The 21457-nt window shown below is 47.7% G+C and carries 18 protein-coding genes and 1 riboswitch; of the genes, 5 read left to right on the forward strand and 13 right to left on the reverse strand.

Annotated features, from left to right (window positions below):
- Positions 1–17 precede the first annotated feature (17 nt).
- The 5 genes from AC1S52_RS04490 to AC1S52_RS04510 all read right to left on the reverse strand — a co-directional run bounded on the left by AC1S52_RS04490 (position 18) and on the right by AC1S52_RS04510 (position 7107).
- The gene (locus AC1S52_RS04490) at positions 18–3146 is read right to left on the reverse strand and encodes an efflux RND transporter permease subunit (RefSeq protein WP_482027842.1); all 3129 of its coding nucleotides are present in this window, start codon (positions 3144–3146) and stop codon (positions 18–20) included.
- 14 nt (positions 3147–3160) lie between these two features.
- Complete coding sequence (locus tag AC1S52_RS04495; RefSeq protein WP_482027843.1) at positions 3161–4810, reverse strand: efflux RND transporter periplasmic adaptor subunit; 1650 nt, start codon at positions 4808–4810, stop codon at positions 3161–3163.
- A gap of 100 nt (positions 4811–4910) precedes the next feature.
- Complete coding sequence (locus tag AC1S52_RS04500) at positions 4911–6059, reverse strand: hypothetical protein (RefSeq protein WP_482027844.1); 1149 nt, start codon at positions 6057–6059, stop codon at positions 4911–4913.
- Positions 6060–6156: 97 nt separating this feature from the next.
- Positions 6157–6342, reverse strand: a complete 186-nt coding sequence (locus AC1S52_RS04505) for a CbtB domain-containing protein (protein WP_482027845.1) — start codon at positions 6340–6342, stop codon at positions 6157–6159.
- Positions 6334–6479: riboswitch (adenosylcobalamin (AdoCbl) riboswitch) on the reverse strand. Its footprint overlaps the gene before it by 9 nt.
- Before the next feature lie 268 nt (positions 6480–6747).
- Positions 6748–7107, reverse strand: a complete 360-nt coding sequence (locus AC1S52_RS04510; RefSeq protein WP_482027846.1) for a hypothetical protein — start codon at positions 7105–7107, stop codon at positions 6748–6750.
- A gap of 186 nt (positions 7108–7293) precedes the next feature.
- Between AC1S52_RS04510 and AC1S52_RS04515 the strand changes: the two genes are divergently transcribed.
- The 4 genes from AC1S52_RS04515 (at position 7294) to AC1S52_RS04530 (ending at position 10350) form a co-directional block, all read left to right on the forward strand.
- Positions 7294–8322, forward strand: a complete 1029-nt coding sequence (locus AC1S52_RS04515; RefSeq protein WP_482027847.1) for a metal ABC transporter substrate-binding protein — start codon at positions 7294–7296, stop codon at positions 8320–8322.
- Positions 8323–8334: 12 nt separating this feature from the next.
- On the forward strand, positions 8335–9111 hold the full coding sequence (locus AC1S52_RS04520; RefSeq protein WP_482027848.1) for a metal ABC transporter ATP-binding protein: 777 nt from the start codon (positions 8335–8337) through the stop codon (positions 9109–9111).
- A complete protein-coding gene (locus AC1S52_RS04525) occupies positions 9111–9980 on the forward strand; it encodes a metal ABC transporter permease (protein WP_482027849.1) in 870 nt (289 codons plus the stop codon). Before AC1S52_RS04520 ends, AC1S52_RS04525 begins: the two co-directional genes overlap by 1 nt.
- Positions 9981–10215: 235 nt before the next feature.
- Positions 10216–10350, forward strand: a complete 135-nt coding sequence (locus AC1S52_RS04530; protein WP_482027850.1) for a LysR family transcriptional regulator — start codon at positions 10216–10218, stop codon at positions 10348–10350.
- A gap of 128 nt (positions 10351–10478) precedes the next feature.
- Here the strand turns inward: AC1S52_RS04530 and AC1S52_RS04535 are convergent, their stop codons facing one another.
- Entirely contained in the window at positions 10479–11006 is a 528-nt protein-coding gene (locus AC1S52_RS04535) for a DUF8082 domain-containing protein (protein WP_482027851.1), read from the reverse strand.
- Between the two features lie 603 nt (positions 11007–11609).
- On the opposite strand from AC1S52_RS04535, the gene AC1S52_RS04540 reads away from it, so the two are divergent.
- Positions 11610–11945, forward strand: coding sequence for a hypothetical protein (locus tag AC1S52_RS04540; RefSeq protein ID WP_482027852.1), 336 nt, complete (start codon positions 11610–11612; stop codon positions 11943–11945).
- 174 nt (positions 11946–12119) lie between these two features.
- Here AC1S52_RS04540 and AC1S52_RS04545 read toward each other — a convergent pair whose 3' ends face one another.
- The 7 genes from AC1S52_RS04545 to AC1S52_RS04575 all read right to left on the reverse strand — a co-directional run bounded on the left by AC1S52_RS04545 (position 12120) and on the right by AC1S52_RS04575 (position 21448).
- On the reverse strand, positions 12120–13811 hold the full coding sequence (locus AC1S52_RS04545; protein ID WP_482027853.1) for a zinc-ribbon domain-containing protein: 1692 nt from the start codon (positions 13809–13811) through the stop codon (positions 12120–12122).
- 274 nt (positions 13812–14085) lie between these two features.
- Positions 14086–15531 carry a hypothetical protein gene (locus AC1S52_RS04550; RefSeq protein WP_482027854.1) on the reverse strand — a complete coding sequence of 482 codons (1446 nt, stop codon included), beginning with the start codon at positions 15529–15531 and terminating at the stop codon, positions 14086–14088.
- A gap of 411 nt (positions 15532–15942) precedes the next feature.
- Positions 15943–16455: a hypothetical protein gene (locus AC1S52_RS04555; RefSeq protein WP_482027855.1), complete on the reverse strand. Its 513-nt coding sequence runs from the start codon at positions 16453–16455 to the stop codon at positions 15943–15945.
- Between the two features lie 355 nt (positions 16456–16810).
- Positions 16811–17332: a helix-turn-helix domain-containing protein gene (locus tag AC1S52_RS04560; RefSeq protein WP_482027856.1), complete on the reverse strand. Its 522-nt coding sequence runs from the start codon at positions 17330–17332 to the stop codon at positions 16811–16813.
- 454 nt (positions 17333–17786) lie between these two features.
- Positions 17787–18584 (reverse strand): hypothetical protein, encoded by a 798-nt coding sequence (locus tag AC1S52_RS04565; protein ID WP_482027857.1) that lies wholly within the window; start codon positions 18582–18584, stop codon positions 17787–17789.
- Entirely contained in the window at positions 18581–20500 is a 1920-nt protein-coding gene (locus tag AC1S52_RS04570; protein WP_482027858.1) for a hypothetical protein, read from the reverse strand. The genes AC1S52_RS04565 and AC1S52_RS04570 overlap by 4 nt, the downstream gene beginning before the upstream one ends.
- A gap of 225 nt (positions 20501–20725) precedes the next feature.
- Positions 20726–21448: a hypothetical protein gene (locus AC1S52_RS04575; RefSeq protein ID WP_482027859.1), complete on the reverse strand. Its 723-nt coding sequence runs from the start codon at positions 21446–21448 to the stop codon at positions 20726–20728.
- Positions 21449–21457 lie beyond the last annotated feature (9 nt).

A 21457-nucleotide genomic window follows, 5' to 3' on the forward strand; every position in this document is an offset into this window, starting at 1 on the left:
AAATAGAATCATTGTGGTTAGAACTGCGAAACACTCTGGGAAGTCACTAAGTTTGCCTCAAACTTGGAAGTTGCTGATTTGGGCACCATGAATCGCCCAAACTGGGCGTATAAGGCGGGTAGAACCAGCAGCGTCAATCCGGTAGAGGTCAACAGTCCACCCAACACAACCACGGCTAAGGGCTGCAAAATCTCCTTTCCGGCTCCACTCCCAATTGCCAGAGGCAACATACCCAACGCTGAAGTAAACGCCGTCATCAAAATTGCTGCCAGTCGTTCTGTGGAACCTTCAGTCAGTGCTTGTTTAAGGGATTGCCCTTCCGCCAGACGAATATTGTAGTTCTCAACGAGCAACAATCCATTGCGGGTTGCCACGCCAAACAGGGTAATAAATCCAACTAGGGATGCAACCGAAAGAATGCCCCCAGTCAAGGCGACTGAAATAATGCCGCCCACCAAGGCAAGCGGCAAATTAATCAGAATCATCAGCGTGGAGGGGATGGATTTCACCGCGAAATACATGAGGATAGTGATAACTAGAAGGGCGATCGCGCCTGCAATCAGCAAGGTTTGACTGGCTTGCTCTTCTGCCTCAAACTGCCCACCAAATTGAATGTAGTACCCTTGAGGGGGTTGCACTTGCTGCTTAATTCGGGCACGAATATCGGCAATCACAGAGCCGAGATCTCGTCCCTTGGCGTTGGCAGAGACCACAATTAAGCGGGAGACATTCTCCCGATTAATGGTATTGGGACCGGTGCCATAGTCAATTTGGGCAACCTGTGCCAGGGGAATCTTTTTGCCATCGGGGGTATCGACCAGCAAATTCCGAATCGTTTCCAGATTGCGGCGATCGTTGGGGGTGAGCCAAACCACCAAATCAAAGACCTGTTGTTGTTCCAAGACCTGGGAAACAACGCGCCCATTGAGAGCCGTTTCAATGGTTTCGGCTAAGTCTCCAACGCGCAATCCATAGCGAGCCGCTGCGGTGCGGTCGAACTGGATTTGCAGTTGGCGGACAGGAACCTGGGGTTCCACTTGCAAATCGGCAATACCAGGAACGTCTTGAATTGCCGCCTGCACCTGCTGGGCGATCGTTCTCAGTTCGGGCAACTCTGGTCCAAATACCTTAATCGCGATCGCGCTTCTCACCCCCGATAGCACTTCATCAATCTGGTGGGAAATAAACCCGCCTACATTGGGAGCTACGCCAGGAAGTTTATTGAACTCTTCTCGCAGTTTATCCAGGCTGCCTTCTCGATTTTTCAATCCCTCCTCACTCAACGTCACATCCAAATGCGCCAAGTTTACTCCCGCTGCATCCGGATCTCCCGGCGCACGACCGGAGCGAAACTGCACATGCTCAAAGCGCTTATCGTCCTTCAATGCATCCTGCATGGCAAATCCATTGCTATTCGTGGATTCCAACGATACGCCGGGGTAGAGCAGCATCGAGTTAATCAGCGATCGCTCTTGGAACTCTGGTAGAAACACGCGCCCAAAGGATGACAGAATCAGCATTGAGGCAATGAAACTAGCGACTGCTACCAGGATCACCACCTTCGGTCGCCCAATCGCAAATTGCAACGCAGGGCGATAAAGCTGTTGGGATTTGTGGGAAATCCAGGTTTCATCGGAGGGTAGCCGACCATTGGTGAGCAAGAGCGCACACAGAGCAGGGGTGAGAGTCAATGCCACCACGGTAGAAGCGACGATCGACAGTAGATAGGCGAGTCCCATCGGCGTGAAAATCCGTCCTTCAATGCCGGAGAGGGCAAAGATGGGCGCAAATACCACGACGATGATCACTGTGGAAAACAGGACGCTGACTCGCACCTCAACAGACCCATCAAACACAACCTGTAATGGATTTTTGGGGTTCTCAGCGACCTGGTTTTCCCGCAAGCGACGGTAGACATTTTCCATATCGACGATCGCATCATCCACCACAGACCCGATCGCCACCACCAATCCTCCCAGTGTCATGGTATTGATCCCTTGCCCCGTCCAGGACAGCACAATCATGCCAATCAATAACGAAAGGGGCATAGCACTGAGCGTGATCACAGCGGTGCGCCAATTCATTAGAAACAGAATCAGCACCACTGATACGATGATGAACCCATCTCTCAGGGATTCCTCAACATTTTTGACCGCCGCTTCAATAAACTCCTCCTGAGAAAAGGTGCGAGTGACTTTGACATCCGCCGGCAAACTGGCTTTCAATTCTGCCATTGCCGCTTCAACTTGCCGCGTCACCGTGGGGGTATCTGCGGCTGGTTGCTTATTGATGACGACAATCAAGGCGGGCTTACCATCCAAGCCTCCGTCTCCCTGCTTCAACTCTGCGCCAATCTTCACGTCGGCGACCTGCGTTAGCAAAATTGGAGTCCCATTTCGTGCCGTGACCACCGATTGCTGCAACTGCTCTAACGACTCAATCCGCCCAATCCCTCGAACGAGTGTTTGTTGATCGGGGGTAATCAGTAAACCACCCGGTGCATTCACATTGGCTTTTGCCGTTGCCTCTGTCACCTCTTGCAGCGAAACATTAAAGGCTTTGAGCTTGTTGGAGTCTGCTAAAACTTGATACTGGCGTACATCGCCACCATAAATCAAAATTTGGCTGACTCCGGGCACGGCTAACAGGCGATTTTTCACCTGCCAATCCGCAATTCGACGCACGTCCATTAATGAAGTAGTGTCGGCAGTAAAGGCATAATGCAAAATAGTGCCAAGCGGTGCAGTAATGGGCGAAATTTGGGGTGGATGCACGCCTTGAGGCATTTGATTGCCCACTTCTTGCAACCGCTCTGCGACCAATTGACGGGCACGATAAATTTCCGTGTTTTGCTTAAACACAATTTTGACGACTGAAAGACCTAACGCCGACGACGATCGCACGGTTTCCAGATTGGGGAGACCGTTGACTGCACTTTCAATCGGGCGAGTCACCAGCGATTCCACCTCTTCCGGTGCTAAACCCGGTGCCTCCGTTTGAATATCAACTTGAGGTGGGGCAAAACTGGGAAACACATCCAGCGGCATTTGAGTCACCACTCGAATGCCCCACAACGAAATAATAATACAAGCAATCACGACCAACCACCGCTGGGCGATCGACCATTTAACGATGGTATTCAACATGGTTTAAACGGCTCCTAGTCAGGCTGGCGAGGATTTCTGAGGGATTCTTCTGGCGGCGGCTCAACCGGACGCTTGGCATGATCTAAATAGATTTCGGTTTCATAGCCTGCCTGGGGATACAACGAACCATTGGCGAGTGCTAACCGACTGCGCCGATTCGACCACAACGAACCTGCCCAAAATGCTCCACCTACCACAATTCCACCCACTGGAATCATCAACCACCAGGGTAGCGAGGCTCCAGAGGTCGTGGTTTCACCTTCACTATGATCATCAGCGGCTGCATTACCACCCCGCAGGGACTGGGCATACAGTTGATTTGCCCGTTGGGTCACAATGAGATCCCCATCAAAAAGCCCTTTTTTGACTTCCACAAACTCCCCAGATTCTCGTCCGAGTTCAACTTCGGTGAGCTGAAAGGCATTGCCATTTTGGACAAATACGACCTGCTGGCGATCGTTCGTTTCGACCAGGGCTGATTTTGGAATTGCCAGTACCGCCGTTGGAGTCCGATCCGTTAAGACCTCGAGTTCGGCAAACATCCCTGGCTTCAGCAACCCACCTGGGTTTTCCAGGGTGGCTTTAACCGGGACAACACGAGTATCACCGTTGACCACAGCACCAATCACGTTCACCCGTCCTTCAAAGGTTTGGTCTGGCAACCCATTGGCTCGGACTCGCACCCGCTGACCGCTCTGCACCCGCTCAATGTCTTTCTCAAAGATATTGGCAGACACCTGAACGTCATTCCCATTGACGATCGTCATAATGCGCTTACCAGCATCCTGCCCCGACTCACCCGCCGTGGTTTCGCGGTTAGCGACGGTGCCTGAAATCGGTGCTTTGATGGTAATTGTGCCATCTGGGTTCGCATCGGCTCCCAATTGTTGCAGTCGAGTCTGGTAGGTTTCACCACTCAGGTTCATGCGTTTCTGCGCCACCCTAACGGCAGATTGCGCCCGTTGCAATTGGGCTTGGGCTTCAGAAATTTCCAGAGCACTTTCTGCTTTTGCCAATGCTGTCTTTGCTTCTTGCAGCTTGGTTTCCGACTCCAGCATTGTTCTGCGGGGAATGGCTCCTCGTTCTAGCAAAGTTTGATCTTTGTCGTAACGCTCTTGGGCAAAACTCAGTTCGGTTTTGGCTTGCCGGATATTTGCGGTGACAATTTTGCGCTGTTGTTCTAAATTTCGTTGAGCCAGTTTGAGGTCTGCTTCCGCCTGTTCCACGGCTGCGATCGCATCTGCCCGTCGATCAAATGCTTCAGTTCGCAACGTCGCCAATTCTGGGCTAGACATGACTGCAACGGCTTGCCCTGCTACGACAGCATCACCCGGATTCACCAGTAACCTTGCGATCGTTCCACCCACTGGAGTGGTGACATCCACTTGCTTGTTTGGCAGGGTCTCAATTTGACCACTGGTCTTGATGCCAAAGGGCAACCGTTGCCGGGTTGCTGGCTCAATTTTGAGTCCCAATCGCTTGGCAGTCGCTGCATCAACTTCAATATTTTGAACGCTACTAGCTCCTGATTGCTGAAACTGGCTACTGCCATGATCATGCCCCGCACCTGCAAAGGCTTTGAATGGCACGGTCAAAAGCATTAATGTTAATAGGGTTCCGGTCGTTCGTCGGGCTACTTTGGCAGTGGTTGGGGATTGTCGCATAGGGTTTTAAATGGCTGCGCTTTAGAGGCTCATGAAAACTACACTCAGCACCCAGTTTGGCAGAGGAGAATGAAAGTAAGGTGAAAGTTTTTGTCAGACTTCAGGTTGAAGATACATCCCGGAGTCGTTTCCCAGACTGCCGCAGCCACAATCCGGCGAGTAGTCCTGCTACAAACAGGGCTGTAAAGTACAACAAACTGATCAAGCGTGTGAGCAGGGGTGGTTCAATTCCCTCGACATCGATTTGGTGAGCCACTTGAAAAGGACGGAACGATCTCGTAGCACCTGCTAACGGCTCTACATCAACCACTACCTGATGCGGCGCACCATCAAAAAATTGCTCTTGCCAGGTAAATCGACCCGTTGCATCGGGTGAACCCTGATAAGCAAAAACAGGCTGCCGATGTTCGATCGCAATGGATTGAATCGTGAGTACCACATCTGAAACCGGGGTTCCCGTTCTGATATCTGTCACCTGGATAGCTTGAAGGGCAGGTTTTCCAACGACTGCTTCGGTATTTCCTAATAGCCGTGCCTCAATTCCTTGAGCCTGCTGCACGGCTGGAGTAGAGGCATGGGTCTCGTTAGCATGATCGGCATGGCTAGAGGACAGTTCTGCACTGACGTTGACCCACAGGAGAGCCGCGATCGCAATCATCATTGCCCCACTCAACAGCAACCGTACAGGCTGAGGCGCAATTTCACCCGGTCTCACCGACTGATTGCCCCCGATCACCCAACCACCACCAAATCCTGCCAGCACCAGCACAGCGGCTAGAATCGCAAGATTTCGGTACTTCACCGGATTCTCCGAAACTGAAAATGTCAGGGTTTGCTCGAATGGCTTAAATGCCTCCGCTACTTTGGGAGTAACCGTCACCTCCATGCGGTACTCGCCCCGAATGGGTAACACTTGCTTAAACTGCAACTCTCCCGTAGGCGCGATCGCTTTCAGGTCTAACAACTTCGTGCCCTCAACAATTGGAAAGTCGGAGGTTAGCCAGGGTGTTTTCGGAGGGGTAAATAAACGTATCTGAACGTTCGCATCCGATAGGGGCTGACGGTCTGGATTTAGAACTCGCAACTTCAACCGAACTGGCTCTGAATCGGGAAGTACCTGGCTAATAGGAGGATTCGTCTCAAGTTGTACCACTGGCTGCGAGCCGACAGGGATTGCTGCCGATAGCAAAATATTCCCGCTGACAACTCCAGCAGCGAGAAACAAACCTACGTATTTCAGTTGTCTCATAAAGCCTCATTAATGCTGAAACCAGTACACCAAAGTTTGCTCTTAATCGCGGTTGAAGCAATTAAGGCGGCAACAAAAAGCGTTTAAGCTACGTGATTTAGTGACACGCAACAGCAAGAGTTTGATGGCGTGTTTCGTGCAAGGCGTTATGAGCCGGAGGATAGGTGGAAAAGTAGAGCGTCCAGAGAATGAGCATACAAAGGCTGGTCAATAGACCTACCTGGACGGGAAGAGAGAGCGTCATTCGCTGGGTACGCTGCCAAAGAGATGGATGACTAACCATAATCTGTGCCTCGCAGATGGATTGATAGGGGAGTACGATCGGTGGGCGTTCTGACTTAAAGACACGTGCCTTATCACAGTTGCGGGACAGTGGCAGACTCATACTGCACTTTCCCCGATTTAGCATTCAAAACTACGCTTACCTAAAGTTTTGAATCACAAACCTCTGGCGGCTGTTCCCCGCCAGAACCGAATCGATCACTCAAACAATACCGCAAATCTACATACGCGAAGGAGTCAACTGCAATTGCTTCATAGTTCTTATTAAACAAATCAGTGTTGGGTCAGCGATCGCATGGTTTTACTAATCTCAAAAGATGATGTATGCTCCCAGAGCCTAGTAACATTCCTTTGCCAAATTCCACCATTGTGTCTGATTAATCTCAGCCGCTTGGACACAATAGATTCACATTTGACCCAGTGCCATCATCCGCAGTTTGCGAAGTGAGTTTACGCAAAGTGGACAGTCGCAACCAAACAACGCGATGGCGGCATCACTCTCCTCATCTGAAAACTCTAAGGCATAGGGTGAGTCTTGAGGATTTGTCGCCAAGTCGATCGCCGGACTTGCCTTCACCTTCGTAATATCTTTGACTCGCGTACAAACATAGTTTGTTTGGCTATGACTCGACTCGATACACACCTTTCTGTCTGGTGGCAATGCTTTTAGTTCAGCCGCATGAGTGGGTGACAACACACCTAAAAGGCAAGAAACTGAACCTACTAACGACGACGACGAAAGTAAAGCGAGGAGAAAGCGTCTCATAGTTCAAACGTGTTGATGAGCAAAACAGGCTGTAGCAATATAGTCGAAATTAGGCAAGGCGTGTGATCAAAACTGCAATCTCAACAAAACTCAACGCGCTCCTGAGAGGCATAAATTTTTCTTGCCCATTTTCTAAACTGCAATGATAGAGTTAATTATGAAAAGAAAATGAAAAGACTTTAGTCTATGGCGCTCCCCGATCGTCTTCCTATCTTGCCAGAGGTGTATCGCAGCATTGCGATTCCAGTCGAGATCACCTTGAAGCGTGATCGGATTGTATTGTTTGGGTTACTCATGGGGGTTTGGCTCGGTGGATGTAATCCTCAGACAACCTCTACTCCACCACCGCAGCGTGAAGGCTCTAGCCCCACTGCCGCCACTAATCCGGCTCGGAAAGACAAGAAAGTTATTCTGACGACATTCACTGTCCTGGCAGACATGGCACAGAATGTGGCAGGAGATAAGGCGATCGTGGAGTCCATTACAAAGCCGGGGACTGAAATTCATGGCTATGAACCTACTCCCAGTGATTTTCAACGGGGGCAAGGAGCAGACTTAATTTTAGACAACGGCTTGAATTTAGAACGTTGGGCAGAGCGGTTTTACAACAATTTTCCCAAAGTAACTCGCCTCACCTTAAGTGAAGGGGTGCAACCCGTCAATATTGCTGAGGATGCCTATCAGGGCAAACCCAACCCTCATGCCTGGATGTCACCGCAAAATGCTCTGATTTATGTCGAAAATATTCGTAAGGCATTAAGAAACCTCGATCCGGCAAATGCAGCCGCCTATGATGCCAATGCCAAAGCTTACAGCGGGCAAATTCGGGCGATCGATACCAAACTTAAGCAAGCCATTTCAGCGATTCCTGCTGACAAACGCTACATGGTCAGTTGTGAAGGTGCATTTTCATACATTGCCCGCGACTACGGCTTGAAAGAAGTTTATATCTGGTCTGTCAATGCTGAACAACAAGCTACTCCCAAACAAGTAGAACGAGTGATTAACACGGTCAAAGCCAATCAAATTCCGGCAGTTTTTTGTGAGAGTACAGTGAACAATGAGGCACAGCTTCAAGTGGCGAAGGAAACAGGCGCGAAGTTTGCGGGTGTGTTTTATGTCGATTCTCTCTCTCCTCCCGATGGTCCGGCATCAACCTATCTGAAGCTACTCGAATATAACGTCAATACCTTGATAAAAGGGCTACAAAATTAGGGAGGAAAACTGATGAACTCAATCAGCATTGATATTGAAAATGTAACGGTTGCCTATCACGGCAAGATCGCACTGCATCGTGCTTCGCTGCAACTTAAAGCCGGAACAATTTGTGGCTTGGTTGGAATGAATGGAGCCGGAAAATCAACGTTGTTTAAAGCAGTAATGGGATTTGTAACGCCCGTAAGTGGACGAGTGTTAATTAATGGACTCCCGATTCATCGAGTGCAAAAAAGCAATTTGGTTGCCTATGTGCCTCAGTCAGAAGAAGTGGACTGGAATTTTCCGGTTAGCGTTCAGGATGTGGTGATGATGGGACGCTACGGCTATATGAATCTGTTGCGAATTCCTCGATCGTCTGATAAACGTGCCGTGCGTGATAGTTTGGAACGAGTCGAAATGTGGCAAATGCGCGATCGCCAAATTGGAGAGCTATCGGGCGGACAAAAGAAACGTACTTTTTTTGCACGAGCACTGGCACAGCAGGGAACGGTGCTACTGCTAGATGAGCCGTTCGCAGGTGTGGACATCAAAACGGAGAAAATGATGATCAACCTGCTCATGGAACTGCGGCAAGCAGGTTATACGATCTTAATTTCTACCCATGATCTAGCTTCTGTCACCACATTTTGCGATCAGGTCGTATTAATTAACCGCACGATTCTTGCCTACGGCGAAACGTCAGAGGTGTTTACTGAAGAGAACCTTTCTCGCACGTTTGGTGGTTCGATCGGTGATTTGTCATTTGCCAAAAGTCGGTTAACTCAAAGCAATCAGGAGGAACAGTAATGGACTTGTTTCAGTGGTTTATGGCTCCTTTGCAGCATGAGTTCATGGTGAAGGCAATTCTAGTCAGTGCCTTAGTAGGAGTTGTTTGTTCTGCGCTCTCTTGCTACATGACGTTGAAGGGATGGGCGTTGATGGGAGATGCTGTTTCTCATGCAGTGATGCCAGGTGTGGTGATTGCCTACGTGCTGAATCTTCCCTTTGCGGTCGGTGCTTTTGTGTTTGGCATAGGTTCTGTAATCGCGATCGGGTTTATTAAAGCAAAAACTCGCGTTAAAGAAGATACGGTAATTGGTTTGGTGTTTACCGGATTTTTTGCGTTGGGCTTAGTATTGGTTTCTAAGGTGAGAAGCGAGATTGATCTAACGCACATTTTGTTTGGCAATGTTTTAGGAATTTCAGATGCAGATATTGTTCAAACTGTCGTAATTAGCGTTGTTACTTTAGTAACATTAGCGATTTTACGAAAAGATTTAATTTTATTCTGTTTTGACTCGACTCATGCTCGTTCGATCGGGTTAAACATCACGTTTCTTTATTACATTCTGCTGTCTTTGCTATCGCTGACCGCTGTGGCAGGACTTCAGACCGTAGGCATTATTTTGGTTGTGGCGATGCTGGTCACTCCCGGAGCAACAGCATACTTGTTGAGCGATCGCTTTGACCACATGATGCTAATTGCAATGGTGAGCGGCGTGTTTTCCAGCGTTATGGGCACTTATATTAGCTATCATATTGACGGCGCAACCGGAGGCTGTATCGTTGTTCTGCAAACATTACTCTTTGTCGCTGCTATGATTTTCGCACCCAAGCACGGACTGTTAGCGCGAAGGCAGCAGCGGTTGAGTGATGAAATAAAATCAGCACTTTAGAGAACCGCTTGACTGTCAGTCGTTATTCCAGCCTTGTTAATATCTTCTTTAAAGAGCAAAGTACAGGAAGGCTGCTGGTATTTAGCCTAGTGGTGTTGTGCAGTTGTAGAACACAATTAGCTCTTCTCTGGTGAGCAATGTCTGATCGCTTCGAAGATATTCGTACGTTTGTTGTTGTGGTTCAGAGGCACAGCATTGCCAATGCTGTCGAGCAATTAGGACTGGTAAGTCTGCGGTGAGCCGTCGTGTGCGAGACTTGGAGGCTCGACTGGGAGTGCAACTGCTGAATCGCACCACACGGCATCTGAGTCTGATGGACACCGGAGCCGAATTCTACGATCGCTGTATTCAACTTCTATCTGATCTTTAGGAAGCAGAAGACGGTAGTGTTCTGGGCATATGGTTTATCTTCCATAGGGATGTTACATGTAACATCCCTATGAATCCCACAACAACAGATTTGAAACACTACCAGTGAAGGTAAGGGATACAGCAAGGTTAGTTGTCCAGTATGGTGCCACCATTGAACTCATCCTTGTAATACAGAACTTGATAACGGAAGGTTTCTGCATCTTCTGGAGAAGGAATATGCTGGGCAAGTTCCTCCACCCACTTGCAGGGAGAATCCGAAGCACCTTGAGATTGATAACGGTTGATTAACCAGTCACCAATGGGTCCTACCACATCGATCAGTGCCAATCGGCAGCGTGCGATAAAGTGTTCATTTGCAATAACCCAGCTAAGAGTATGTTGTACGCGGGGTTTTAAGTCGTTTGGGATTAGTTGGATCAGATTGTGGACAAATACTTGTCGAGACAGACTGCTGCGGAGGGCTTTGTGAATGACCTGGGATGAGATTGGTCCGAGGATCTGCATTAAGGAGCAACACAAAAAGTCCCACTCGTACTCAGTCCAGTTAAGAGGTGAGGTGGGAACAAATTCCTGAATTGTTCTGAATTCTCTAATTTGATGGGGTGTTCGCTTGATGGGATATCTACCTTGATTTAAGTGTGATTGGGGTGCCATGATGAAGTGTCTCTGATTGCCAGAGCGGAAGATGTTCAGCCCGATTTTCTCCACCCGACTGCTTCTAGATAAATCAAGAATTGATTGCTAGAGCCGCAACAACACAATGTGTTGACTGTGGGTTGCCAGTCGAACTGAACTGTTTGGATTGAAAAGCTTTTTTCCCATAGTGGACTGTGTTGTTTGGATTCTCCTCTCTCCATTGGCGTAGCTTCGCCTTTTTTCCGCAATGGAATTTGCGTTGAGGCTATTGAACAAATAGGGCTGAAAATACTTTCAAAAAGCTATTACAGCGATGTAATGTAAACTCACTAAATTACTCAGTTACTTAACTACCTAATGGCATAATCACTTATATGGCTCTTCTGCCTTTAAGGTTTTCTGCTCGATTGGGCGATCGCTCCTCGTTGTGAGCGCCTAACGCCCTTAAAATGAGAAGTGACCTCGCTGTTTGCACCAGCTCAGGTCACTTAGTCGTTAATCAGTCGATTTTCATCCCTTCCGGTAAGGAGAGGGTTTCTAATGCTTATGGTAACACCTCATAAAGCCGAGGGGGACACTTCCGCAGTACTTTCCTCATCTGATCAATCATGCAATCCTGACATGGATTTGCATGATCTACTGTTCTTGAGTCAGAAAGCTCTTGCAGACCTGCAATCGTCAGTTGCTTCGGTAGAGCAATGGCGTAGGTTCTTCGAGAAAGATGCCCTTTTCGGACAGCTTCATGCATACGAGGACAAGAATGGACATACGCGATGGAATTATTATCCTCACGGTGAAGACCCTCGCCCAGCAAGGAAAGATAAGCGACAATATGTGCGAATGGCGGAAGTAAGTGAATATCGGAAGGCGATCGCTTGCGGTGAGACGGCAAAACAGCTACGGGCAATTGAGCAGCAGTTGGTAGACCTTTTGCAGGAAGCGCGATCGCTTCAATAGTTAGAGTTCTTGATCATGTAGTTGCAAGCAACTTTTGCATGATCTAGAAGTTGATCTGACTGCTAAACGGCTTACAGCGTTATTGGATCATGTAAAAAGCTTTTTGTTTTGCATGATTCAATAACCATAGATAAATGTACAAAGCGTACATCTCATTAAGCTGATGCTATAGCTTTATCGTCTTCGAGTAGGCTGTTTCCGCTGAGAAGTCTGCCCACTTTGCATACTTAGCAGTGCTTTGCGGATAGCAAGTTCAGCAGGCAACCCACGCAGGTACCACCGTAGTGCTACCTCAATGAGTTGGATTTCAGTCCACTCGACGGTATTGAGCAGGGAGACGTTGTTCTGGGCGTAGGATCTCAGGAATTCCTGAATAATAGTCGCTACTGGAGTGGGACAGAGCTGAATTAACTCAGAAAGATTAAATTCGCTAAATTCATCTTTGGCTTTTGGCAGTCGCAGGTGAATCAGGTCAGTAATCTCAACATAGGGTTTGTCGAGTATTTCCTGAATGTTGCTACGCAGGTTGATTCCAGGCGTTTGTATCGACAGGTTGTCAATGGTTGCTGGTAAAATGCCACTGCGTCTAAGGTGTTGTTTCAGGAGAGTATGAGCTAGTTTGATAGTGGATATATTTTGTTCCTCTGAGGGTGATTGCAATTCCACTGCGGTAAATTGCTGCTTAAGCTGTTGCATTTTTTGGACAGAAGAAGACGGGTTTGGAGAAGATAGGGCTTTCTCGATCTGCTGAACGATCTTTGAGTCGTGGATGAAGACAACAACTCTTCCAGTAAATCCAATGTTAAGTGCTTTCCGAAGTCCCAAAATGAGTGCTAACCAATAGCTATCTGTACCAATCTGGTCAAAAAACCGACTGACCGTTATAGGACGTTGATCCGTCAGTTGGAGAATAGCGGTAACAACACCGGGTCCATTCAATGTCCAACGAGCTTCCACAAGGGTAAGGGTGAGGATTTGAACAGATGACTTGGCTGAGCGATCGCTTGAAGGTTTTGTAGTGGTCGATGCAGAGGGTAGGGGCGCGCAGCGGAGCTGATCCCTTTGGGATCGCGATAGATCCAATACTTTCCCAGGCTTCTTGATTTTGGGTAGGATGGTCGTCTGAATTGAATCGACACGAGGACGAGATGGACGGAATGGAGGCAGTTCTGGAGTTCGTTGTTCTGCTTCTGTTGCTGTAGTGCTTTGGTGGTTACAGAAGGGACACGGGCGGAAAGGCTGCTCCCGTGTTCGTTCATAAGGGCTTTCTTCCCATTCATGGGTCGGATCGACTGAACATTGCCACCAGACCGGAACAGCACTGTTCCAGGGAATGGTGTCCGCGCTGTGGTTGCCATTTTTTGTTGGATGCAGTTCTGGGGCGATCGCTCTGGCACAGGTGGAAATACTGCTAGAAAGTAGAGGAGCGGGGTGCGCTTTAGTTGGGGATTGAGTGTTTACTATGGGGGTTGATGGTTCTGGTGCTTCATCTGTAGAAGGTTGAGGGGCTGAAACAACTTCATCAGGCAATTTATCAGACAATCGCACCGTTGATGAGGGTGTGTCTGGCTCTGGTTCTAATGTTGGTTGCTCATGGAGAAGAATGGCTGGGCGGCGAGGATGAGAAGGATCGCAAAGAGGGCATCCTGGGTATCGGAAGCGGAAACAAATTGAATCTCGCCATTCGTGTTTGGGGTTTTGGGAGCATTGCCACCACACCCGTCGGTAGGATGCAGACGTGAGTCGATCTTTCCGAATCATGCCATTGTGGTTTGGATGCCACTCGTTCAGCAGATCGGGATGATCAATTAACCGATCTGAAATGGCGATCTCAGTTTGACTAGCCAGCGAGGTGGAAGAAGGCATGTAGAGAGTTTCGATTTTGAGCTTCTAATACCGTTATACTGTATGTGCTTTAGTTTTTTTGATTGTTAAACTAAATCAATCAGACATTGTTTTTGGGTTGAGAAATTGGGTTTGCAGTTGTAAATCCTACTACTTCTCAGACGAAAGCAGCACCCGTTTGGTGTATTAGGCTTGCTCGGTCTGAAGGTGGATGCGTTTTTGGTAGATTCGATCAACAGGAACAAAGCATCCAGCGAGTTCACTAGACAATTTAAGGATAATGATGTGAGGAATGCTAACTGACTACAATGGGTGCTGAGTGGGAAGTTTCTGCTGAGTGCAATAGCTCTTGAATATAGGCTTGGAGTTCCTTCAACTCTTGAGGATCTCGTTCATGGAGATGGTGCTTGATCTCACTGATGGTTGCTCGACGATCGGGGGTGGGAAGTGATGCAGTTGGAACTAAGGTTGAGTGGTGAGAGCCAAGGTTTGAATAGAACTGTTGTGGCGGGAGTTCAGCAGATTTAGATAACTCGGAGTTCTCCTGAGTTGCCTCTAGAGAGGGGATGGTATCTGAAGGAGCAGGGTTGGGATCAAATTTAATCAAGGGCGGGGGTGCATCAGGATGTCGCCATCTACGGCAATGAGTCGGCATATCGTAGATGCGTTCTTCTTGGATGGTGTCGTGATAAAAGCCGCAATAAATAAACCCGTCTCCATCGCTGGGGTCGTCTGGATCATGCCAATCGCAATTATGACAGCAAGGAGTTAACCCTGAGTCAAATGATACGGCTTCTGGTTCAATATCCTCAGGTGTGATAGCTTCGACGGCGATCGCGCTCAACTTCTCAACCTTTTGTTCTGTCCATTGTTTAGCGCGATCATACCACCATGCTTCTACTGTAAGGGGATTTCCCATTGCATAGCTAAGTGCTACTCCAGAGAGTTCACAGTTCACAGCAACCCGGTAGGGTAGTTTCGGACAGGGATAGGCACTGATACTCCAATGAGGACCGATCAAGACTTTGACCTGTTCAAATTGTTGGGTCATAAACTCGGTTCGCCAAGCTTTGTACTGTGACATTAAGTCGTTGTAGTGCTTGAAGTAGTGCGGAACTCCCTGTCGATCAACCAGATAGAATTTGAAGTCTTCATTGTTGTCTTCACAGATGCGGAGTGTACCCCACATGCTGACGAGCATACTATATCGAATGAACCGTTCAGAGTTTTCAATGTCCTGGGGACTGCGATGAGTCCGGATTAATTCGACAACCTCGGTTTCAGTTGGGGTTGCTCCTGAAGTGACCAGTTCAAAGAATGCTTCGCGGGCTTTGATTGGAACGGACATCCCGGCTATGCGATCGAGAGCAGCAGCACTAATCCGGTCTAGTTGGTGAAGTTCTCCCCGTTCTTCAAACGGTAGAAAGGCGCGAACAATGCGCTGTACCCGATCTGCCATACTTTCTCCCAGTCCAGTTTCTTGAGATGCCAGGAAAACAAATAGTTTTCGCTGCCCGTGGGAGAAAAGTGGTTTGATTTCCAGCAACTGCTTTCCAATTGTGTAGTCTTCAGTGAATCGCCGCCGTGCATACTGCCGAATGCTGATTGTAGTGTCGCGAACGAACTGTTGTTGTTCGGGAGATAATTGAGTAGTAACAAACTCATCGAGCTGTTGTTTTAACTCAAAAAATGCAGAATTAGAGGAACTCGAAAGTTCCCCACCACTGGGATGATGAGTCATGGATGTTTAAGAGTGCTTGTGAAAAGATGGGTGATGCTCCAATAGTACTGAAGATCTAAAAAAAAATCACTAGAAAATGTGAGTTTTACTGAGGAGAGATCGGGTTTTGCTTGACGCGATCGCAGTGATATCATTTGTTTCTCATCCATAGGGAGTGTTTAATCTTAGATGTAGTACGTTAGAATTACCTCAGCACCTAGCCTACGAAGTGGATGATGTTCAAATTGCGTTATTAAATGCGATTTGGGGTGGGACTAGGTGATATGGGTGAACGGGTGCGGACTATGGATGGTTCAGCACCCGTCATTATTGGGAGTCTGTTGAGTTTGAGAAATGGAGAATGTCTGGCTAGAACAATCCAACCAAACAGGTTTCAGTTATTTATTTTTGTTGTTGCCTCGCTTAAATGGTTTATAAAAGAACTTTCAGTCGCGAGGTGTGATAGCCGGTCCAGAAATAGCGCAATAAATCTGAGTCGGTTGGTGGTACAACCTCAGAGGAAACTTTTGGTAGTTGGTACGAAAGTGTGATGGTGCCTTCATTGTCGCGGTTAATCGGGATTAGACTCTTGCATAAGTGTTGTTGCCGATCCATTCCTGTAATTGCGATCGCGGAGGCTGGGTGAGGGGATGTTCTTTCAAAGGTTTCCGTAATCAGAAAGGTGTATTGAAGGTAAGGATGATGAATTTCAAGTCTCAATCCGGTACGGAACATGAATGCTAGTTGTTCACTTGGGCAGTAAAAATCATCTTCATCCAGTGCCAGGTTCGATGTCCAATTCTGTGATGTATTTAGTTCAATCAACAGCAGTTTAGGAATCCAAACATCAGGTTGAACAGATTGGCAATAATCAATTGTCTGGTCGGTGTATTGACGCAGCAATGCAGCAAGGGTTGATCCCCTGGCAGGTGAAAGGGTGTGCATAGAAGGCTTGGGTGTAGAAAGTGGATGTGCCTTGATAGTATTTCAGCTTGAGTCAAGTTAGCCCTATCTCTCGGAGGATGTTTTCCGAAAATAGGTAGCGCCATGACATATCGATTCTCTTACAAGGGCTTGTTCTTGCTACGGGAAGGAGTTTTAAGCTAATAATTTGTATTTGCTTAGTTACCTAGTTGCTCAACGACGTAACGCCTTAATTACTTGATGGCTAAAGAAAATTTAGCGCTGAAGAGTCAGGTTAGGCAGAGCACATCTGTATTAAACAGCAATTCTAGAATTACTAACCCCAAATATAATCGGTGTAGCTCCTAAAGTCAGCGATCGCCTCGTCCGTTAAGTGTTAGTGAGCGGGAATGGTTAACGTGGTTTTCGTAGTAACTGGAAGGATTTCAAGCAGGTCTGTAATGCTTCGTGGACGATAGCCGCCGGAGTAGTTTTCTGTGATTCCACGAATCGCTGTAGCGATGTCTGCCAAGACCCGGAAGTTCACGGTTTCGTTCCGTCCGTGATAGAGGTTGTTGATTGTTGCAGGAGAACAGCCGCTTTTGTCGGTTAATCGTTTCTGGTTAATGTTTAATTCCTGCATTAAATTCTGAATACGAAATTCGATTTCCAAATCGGGGTTATTTTCCCAGTAGGCTGGTAGGTAAGGTTCAGCATCTGCAAGGTCAACCAGTTGGGCAATGGATTTTAAGCGGAAGTAGCGACAAACCGCGATGATTCCTCCAGTGTGAAGTTCAATGGTGTTACCACGCTTCATGCGATTTAGGGTCGTTGCTCCAACAGAACCTTCAAGCTCCGGATAGACGCGCTTAATCTGTTCCGCTAAGGTTGCGGATCTGCGGATACCCGCTTGGTTCATGAGCTTATCCAGCTTCCAATTCCAGCGCATGATTTGCAAAGTGATTCTTTGGGTTCCCTCAAGCTAGCAAATTTGAAACTTGCAGTGATAGATAAACCGGGCAGTTATATTCAGTTAATGGGCTAATTGCTTGTTTTGCCGTCTGACCAAAGGGGGATTTTGATTTGAATATCTCAAGTAGGCTGTCGTGAAATTAGAAGAGATTTCTTGTGAGATTCATATTAACGTATAAATCCTAAGAAGAATGCTCCGATGGTTGTTCGTGCAACAGACATTTTTCTAAAAACTGAATTGTGTAGAAGTGCCAGAATCTAGATGGATTCAGAATGAGTGGGGCTTTCGGTTGAAACAGAGGCTGGTTAAGATATCGCCACAGTGGAAATCTCATTTTTTGTTTGTTCACGTAGAGATGAATGAATTACTGTCTGTGGCTGGCTAACTGCTGTTAGTTGATTCAAACGATGAGTGATTTTTGTAAAAATTTCGATTGAAGGATGACAGTGCGTTGGCTTTCCGGTAAATTTCTTATTTGTGCGCCAGGAGTGCGAATTGATGGAGTAGTGGGAGTGAGTCGCTCAGTGGCAATTTTAGCGAGAGCAGTGATGACAGGGATGGACACTTGTGCAGATTGGGCAGCTATCCGAACAGGCGTTCCATTCCGCATAAGGACAATCATGTGCTGTACCTTTGTAACGATCGGATCATTCGCTTGAGTATAGCCACGAGTGATCGCCAACCGAAGTCCTATCTCCAGGTCATCTGCTGTAATCTGTCGGCTATCCACAACGACTGGTTGGGAGAGTGCATTGGGAGCGATTCGGACACCCAGGTAGGTCGTGGTGTTGCCCTTGCTGGGGATGATGTTGAAGTTGTAGCTTCGCTGCTGTCCTCGCTGATCGATAGTTTCGATTCGCAAGTTGGTAATTGCAGCAGTAGTTGCGCCGGGAAATTTCAGAGGTTGGATAGCACGCAGATATAGACTTTTTGCCTTACCAAGGGGAGCACTGGGAGTGTAAACAACTCGCGAGGGGTCTGCCAACAAAATGTAGGTAATAATTTCATCAGTCTGGCTGAAGTCAATGGATGTGGCTCGTCCTGGGATGATCTGAAGGTCAATTGTTCCGCTGTTAGCTGTTTGTCTATCAATAATTTGATAGGGACTGCTGGTAGCAGCTTGAGCAGCAGTGGGTTGAATAAAAGATGCAGTGCTTAAACTCAGTGCCAGTGTTGCTAGGAGGTGGAAATGTTTCATGGATTTACCCTCAAAATATTCTGAGCCATGATCATAACGGTTGTACCTCTGGGAACAACGGCGATGTTTGGCAGATTTTCCTGGCGGCGCTGCTGTTCTTGTTCACGGGCTGCAATGCGTTGCTTCATTCGTTCAGTAGCAGGCTGTAAAGCTCCTTGCAGAATGGCTCCGACAACATTTGGATTACGGCTGCGATTGGTTATGGTCTGACTTATTCCGTTGCCACTGAAAGTGCTACTGCTTTCAGTGCGATCGCGGTTGAGCACCTCTCCAAGTTGACCCAGCCCTCCCAGGATTCCGACCAGAAAGTCGTCACCTTTGAGCAGAGCAGGATCGACATCATTGATATTTTTGCCCAACAGTGGTTCACCATTGCTAGAGCGAATGACGAGAATGTTGGGGGGTAGAGGGTAGTGCTGAATTTCCCCACCACGATTACGGATAACTGCAATGACACTGGTTTGAGGAACATTACCAACAAGAGCCGTTTGGGTAATTAATTTGGTTCCTGCGGGTAAGGCAATATTGCCATCTTTCGCAAGCAATGGTTCATTCAACTCGATCGCGCCCCGTTCAGAGATAGAAGTTTTCCCATTCTGCCCCCACACCAGCGGGACACTAACCGTTCCAATAGCAGAACTGCCCAATGCCACTTCTCTGGGCTGATAAGTTGTAGAGGAGGATGGAGAAAGAGATTTGGCGTTGCTGACTTCGGCTTCAAGGTATGAAGCAGGCTCTGAAGCTTTTGGCGTGACAGAAGCGGGAGCATCAAAAGTCGGAGGTGCTGTTTCTAGAGAATCTAAATCAGTTGAATTTGCTAAACCAGTAGAATCTGTAGGTTCTGCGGTTGAACGGTCTGTGTCGCTAGAATCTGGGCTAGAGATTTCTGAATTCATAGCAACAGCCGCTGAATTGATGGGGTCTGTTTCATCGACCGAAGTGGATTCATCCATCGCAGTTATCTCATCAATTGGAAAACCTGTTTCATCAACTGCGATCGCGATATTGACTGAAGCAGATTCATTTGATGGACTTACTGAATTATCGGTAGCTTGAGTAACATCCTGATGATTGAGAATTCCGTATTCCCCTTGTGTTAAATCATTGGAAGGGGGTGGAGGATCTCCGATCGTAGCTGTTTGAATAGTTGTTTGGGCATACTCTGGAGGTGTTGTAGAAGCTGGCTGATTTAAGGTGCTGACAGGCTGGATGGCGGGATTGGCAGTAGCGGCTGTGGCTTTGGCGGTTGCTGTATTTGTAGCGTTGGGTGAGTTGTTAACGCTGTCTCCTTGCTCTTGTCCTAACTGCGCGAGCTGTTCCCAGGTTTTGAATGGATCAACAGGTTTTTCAGGCTTCGTTTGGGTAAGACGGGGTGTCCTGATTGGTACTGCGGCACGAGCAGGAGACGCGATTCGTTGAGGAATTGGAGCAGGGCGACGTGCGGGACGTTCTGCAACTGTTCTAGTGCGAGGAGTGCGAGGTTCGCGGGAATTAGTTCGCTTCTTGGTCTTTGACGTAGAAGCTTCCGGTTTCGGTTGGTTTGATTCTTCCAGACGACGTTGCTGTTCTGCAAATGCAAGTTGGCTCTTAAGTTCAGCGGTTTGATCGGGCGTTGTAGCAGCCGCTGGAGTTGCCTCCGGCTTTTCTCTTTTGGCTTTCTCGACAGGGGATTTGGGTGCCAGGAAACCAGTCCAGACAGTGACGATCGCCAAGAGTGCGACACCAATGCCACCTGTCACTGCAAACAGTCGAACACTTCCTTTTTGGGATGGAGAGCGTTCAGTAGAAGCTTCCTGGTCCTGTTTCAGTAGAAATTCCTGACTAATCAAGGCATCTTCTTCAGGATTGTAGTTGCCCGCAATGTGGTTGAGTTCTTCGGTAGTTAATAGGGTTGATGAATCATTAACTCCTTCCATTTCAGGATGAGAGCGTGATGTTGAACTTGGTTTAACATCATCTTCTTGGATTGTGTTTTTACTGTTTGTAGATGTAGTTTCATTACTTTCTGGAAAGGTTTTTGAAGTATCATCCAAATTACGTTCCGATGAAGCAGAGGAATTCGGGTTAGACGAATTTTGAGGCTCCTGAGTTGGAGAATTGGTGGAGAAATCAAAGAGATTGTTTGCCATGATCAACAACAACTATTGAGTTTGGTTCGGCTTGAAGGGCATCATTTGGATGATTTCGAGTCCGGCAGAGCGAAACTCATAAACTTTTTGATCTAGTGAGGATGCATCTGCTCCTAGCGGTGGAGGGAGCTTCTCTACAGCCTTCACTGAGAACGTCCAGTTAAGTGGGTAAGATTTGCTTTGTCCAGTTTTACGGTCCACTTCGAGTCGTTCTGCAAGGACATCCACATCCCAGGTTGCGATCGCGGTTTGTCGCGGTTCTGAGACGTAACGAACAATTGTGGTACTGCGGATTTGCCCGTTAAAAACTTCGTTGGGTGTCAGCTCCGCAAGAATGGGTTTTGATGCTTCCCCAAATCGAGGTTCCATCATTAATGTAGCGGCATTTGCAGCAGTAGTGATGCGTCCTCGTCCAACTTTAATTCCTTTGTCCGGTTGATCAGTGCCAGGAATTTTACCATCCCAGTTAAACGTCAACGCCAACCAATTGCCAACAAATTTTTGGATGACTTGAGGATAGCGAAATAACCGTTCTTCCTCACTGATCCAGAAGGTGGAACCGTTGACAAGCTGGACTTGAGTGGTTCTTCGAGTGGCGAGTGTATTTTGTTTACCTGCAATAAACAGAATTCCTAACGTGTTGAGGCTGCTAAGCGCAAGCAGCCCAAGAACGCAAATTGCCAAAAAGTTCCTCTGTTCAGGCAACAAGGGTGCCTGATATTTTTTGATCTGCATGATAGTTAA

The organism is Kovacikia sp. CALU 1929 (genome assembly GCF_056784235.1).

Excerpts from the sequence above, each read along its gene's own strand:
- AC1S52_RS04545 (WP_482027853.1), bottom strand. The coding sequence starts at position 13,811 with ATGCCTTCTTCCACCTCGCTGGCTAGTCAAACTGAGATCGCCATTTCA.
- AC1S52_RS04570 (WP_482027858.1), bottom strand. The coding sequence starts at position 20,500 with ATGGAAGGAGTTAATGATTCATCAACCCTATTAACTACCGAAGAACTC.
- AC1S52_RS04540 (WP_482027852.1), top strand. The coding sequence starts at position 11,610 with ATGGATTTGCATGATCTACTGTTCTTGAGTCAGAAAGCTCTTGCAGAC.
- AC1S52_RS04535 (WP_482027851.1), bottom strand. The coding sequence starts at position 11,006 with ATGGCACCCCAATCACACTTAAATCAAGGTAGATATCCCATCAAGCGA.
- AC1S52_RS04575 (WP_482027859.1), bottom strand. The coding sequence starts at position 21,448 with ATGCAGATCAAAAAATATCAGGCACCCTTGTTGCCTGAACAGAGGAAC.
- AC1S52_RS04510 (WP_482027846.1), bottom strand. The coding sequence starts at position 7,107 with ATGAGACGCTTTCTCCTCGCTTTACTTTCGTCGTCGTCGTTAGTAGGT.
- AC1S52_RS04555 (WP_482027855.1), bottom strand. The coding sequence starts at position 16,455 with ATGCACACCCTTTCACCTGCCAGGGGATCAACCCTTGCTGCATTGCTG.
- AC1S52_RS04550 (WP_482027854.1), bottom strand. The coding sequence starts at position 15,531 with ATGACTCATCATCCCAGTGGTGGGGAACTTTCGAGTTCCTCTAATTCT.
- AC1S52_RS04525 (WP_482027849.1), top strand. The coding sequence starts at position 9,111 with ATGGACTTGTTTCAGTGGTTTATGGCTCCTTTGCAGCATGAGTTCATG.
- AC1S52_RS04515 (WP_482027847.1), top strand. The coding sequence starts at position 7,294 with ATGGCGCTCCCCGATCGTCTTCCTATCTTGCCAGAGGTGTATCGCAGC.
- AC1S52_RS04505 (WP_482027845.1), bottom strand. The coding sequence starts at position 6,342 with ATGGTTAGTCATCCATCTCTTTGGCAGCGTACCCAGCGAATGACGCTC.
- AC1S52_RS04560 (WP_482027856.1), bottom strand. The coding sequence starts at position 17,332 with ATGAACCAAGCGGGTATCCGCAGATCCGCAACCTTAGCGGAACAGATT.
- AC1S52_RS04490 (WP_482027842.1), bottom strand. The coding sequence starts at position 3,146 with ATGTTGAATACCATCGTTAAATGGTCGATCGCCCAGCGGTGGTTGGTC.
- AC1S52_RS04500 (WP_482027844.1), bottom strand. The coding sequence starts at position 6,059 with ATGAGACAACTGAAATACGTAGGTTTGTTTCTCGCTGCTGGAGTTGTC.
- AC1S52_RS04520 (WP_482027848.1), top strand. The coding sequence starts at position 8,335 with ATGAACTCAATCAGCATTGATATTGAAAATGTAACGGTTGCCTATCAC.
- AC1S52_RS04495 (WP_482027843.1), bottom strand. The coding sequence starts at position 4,810 with ATGCGACAATCCCCAACCACTGCCAAAGTAGCCCGACGAACGACCGGA.
- AC1S52_RS04565 (WP_482027857.1), bottom strand. The coding sequence starts at position 18,584 with ATGAAACATTTCCACCTCCTAGCAACACTGGCACTGAGTTTAAGCACT.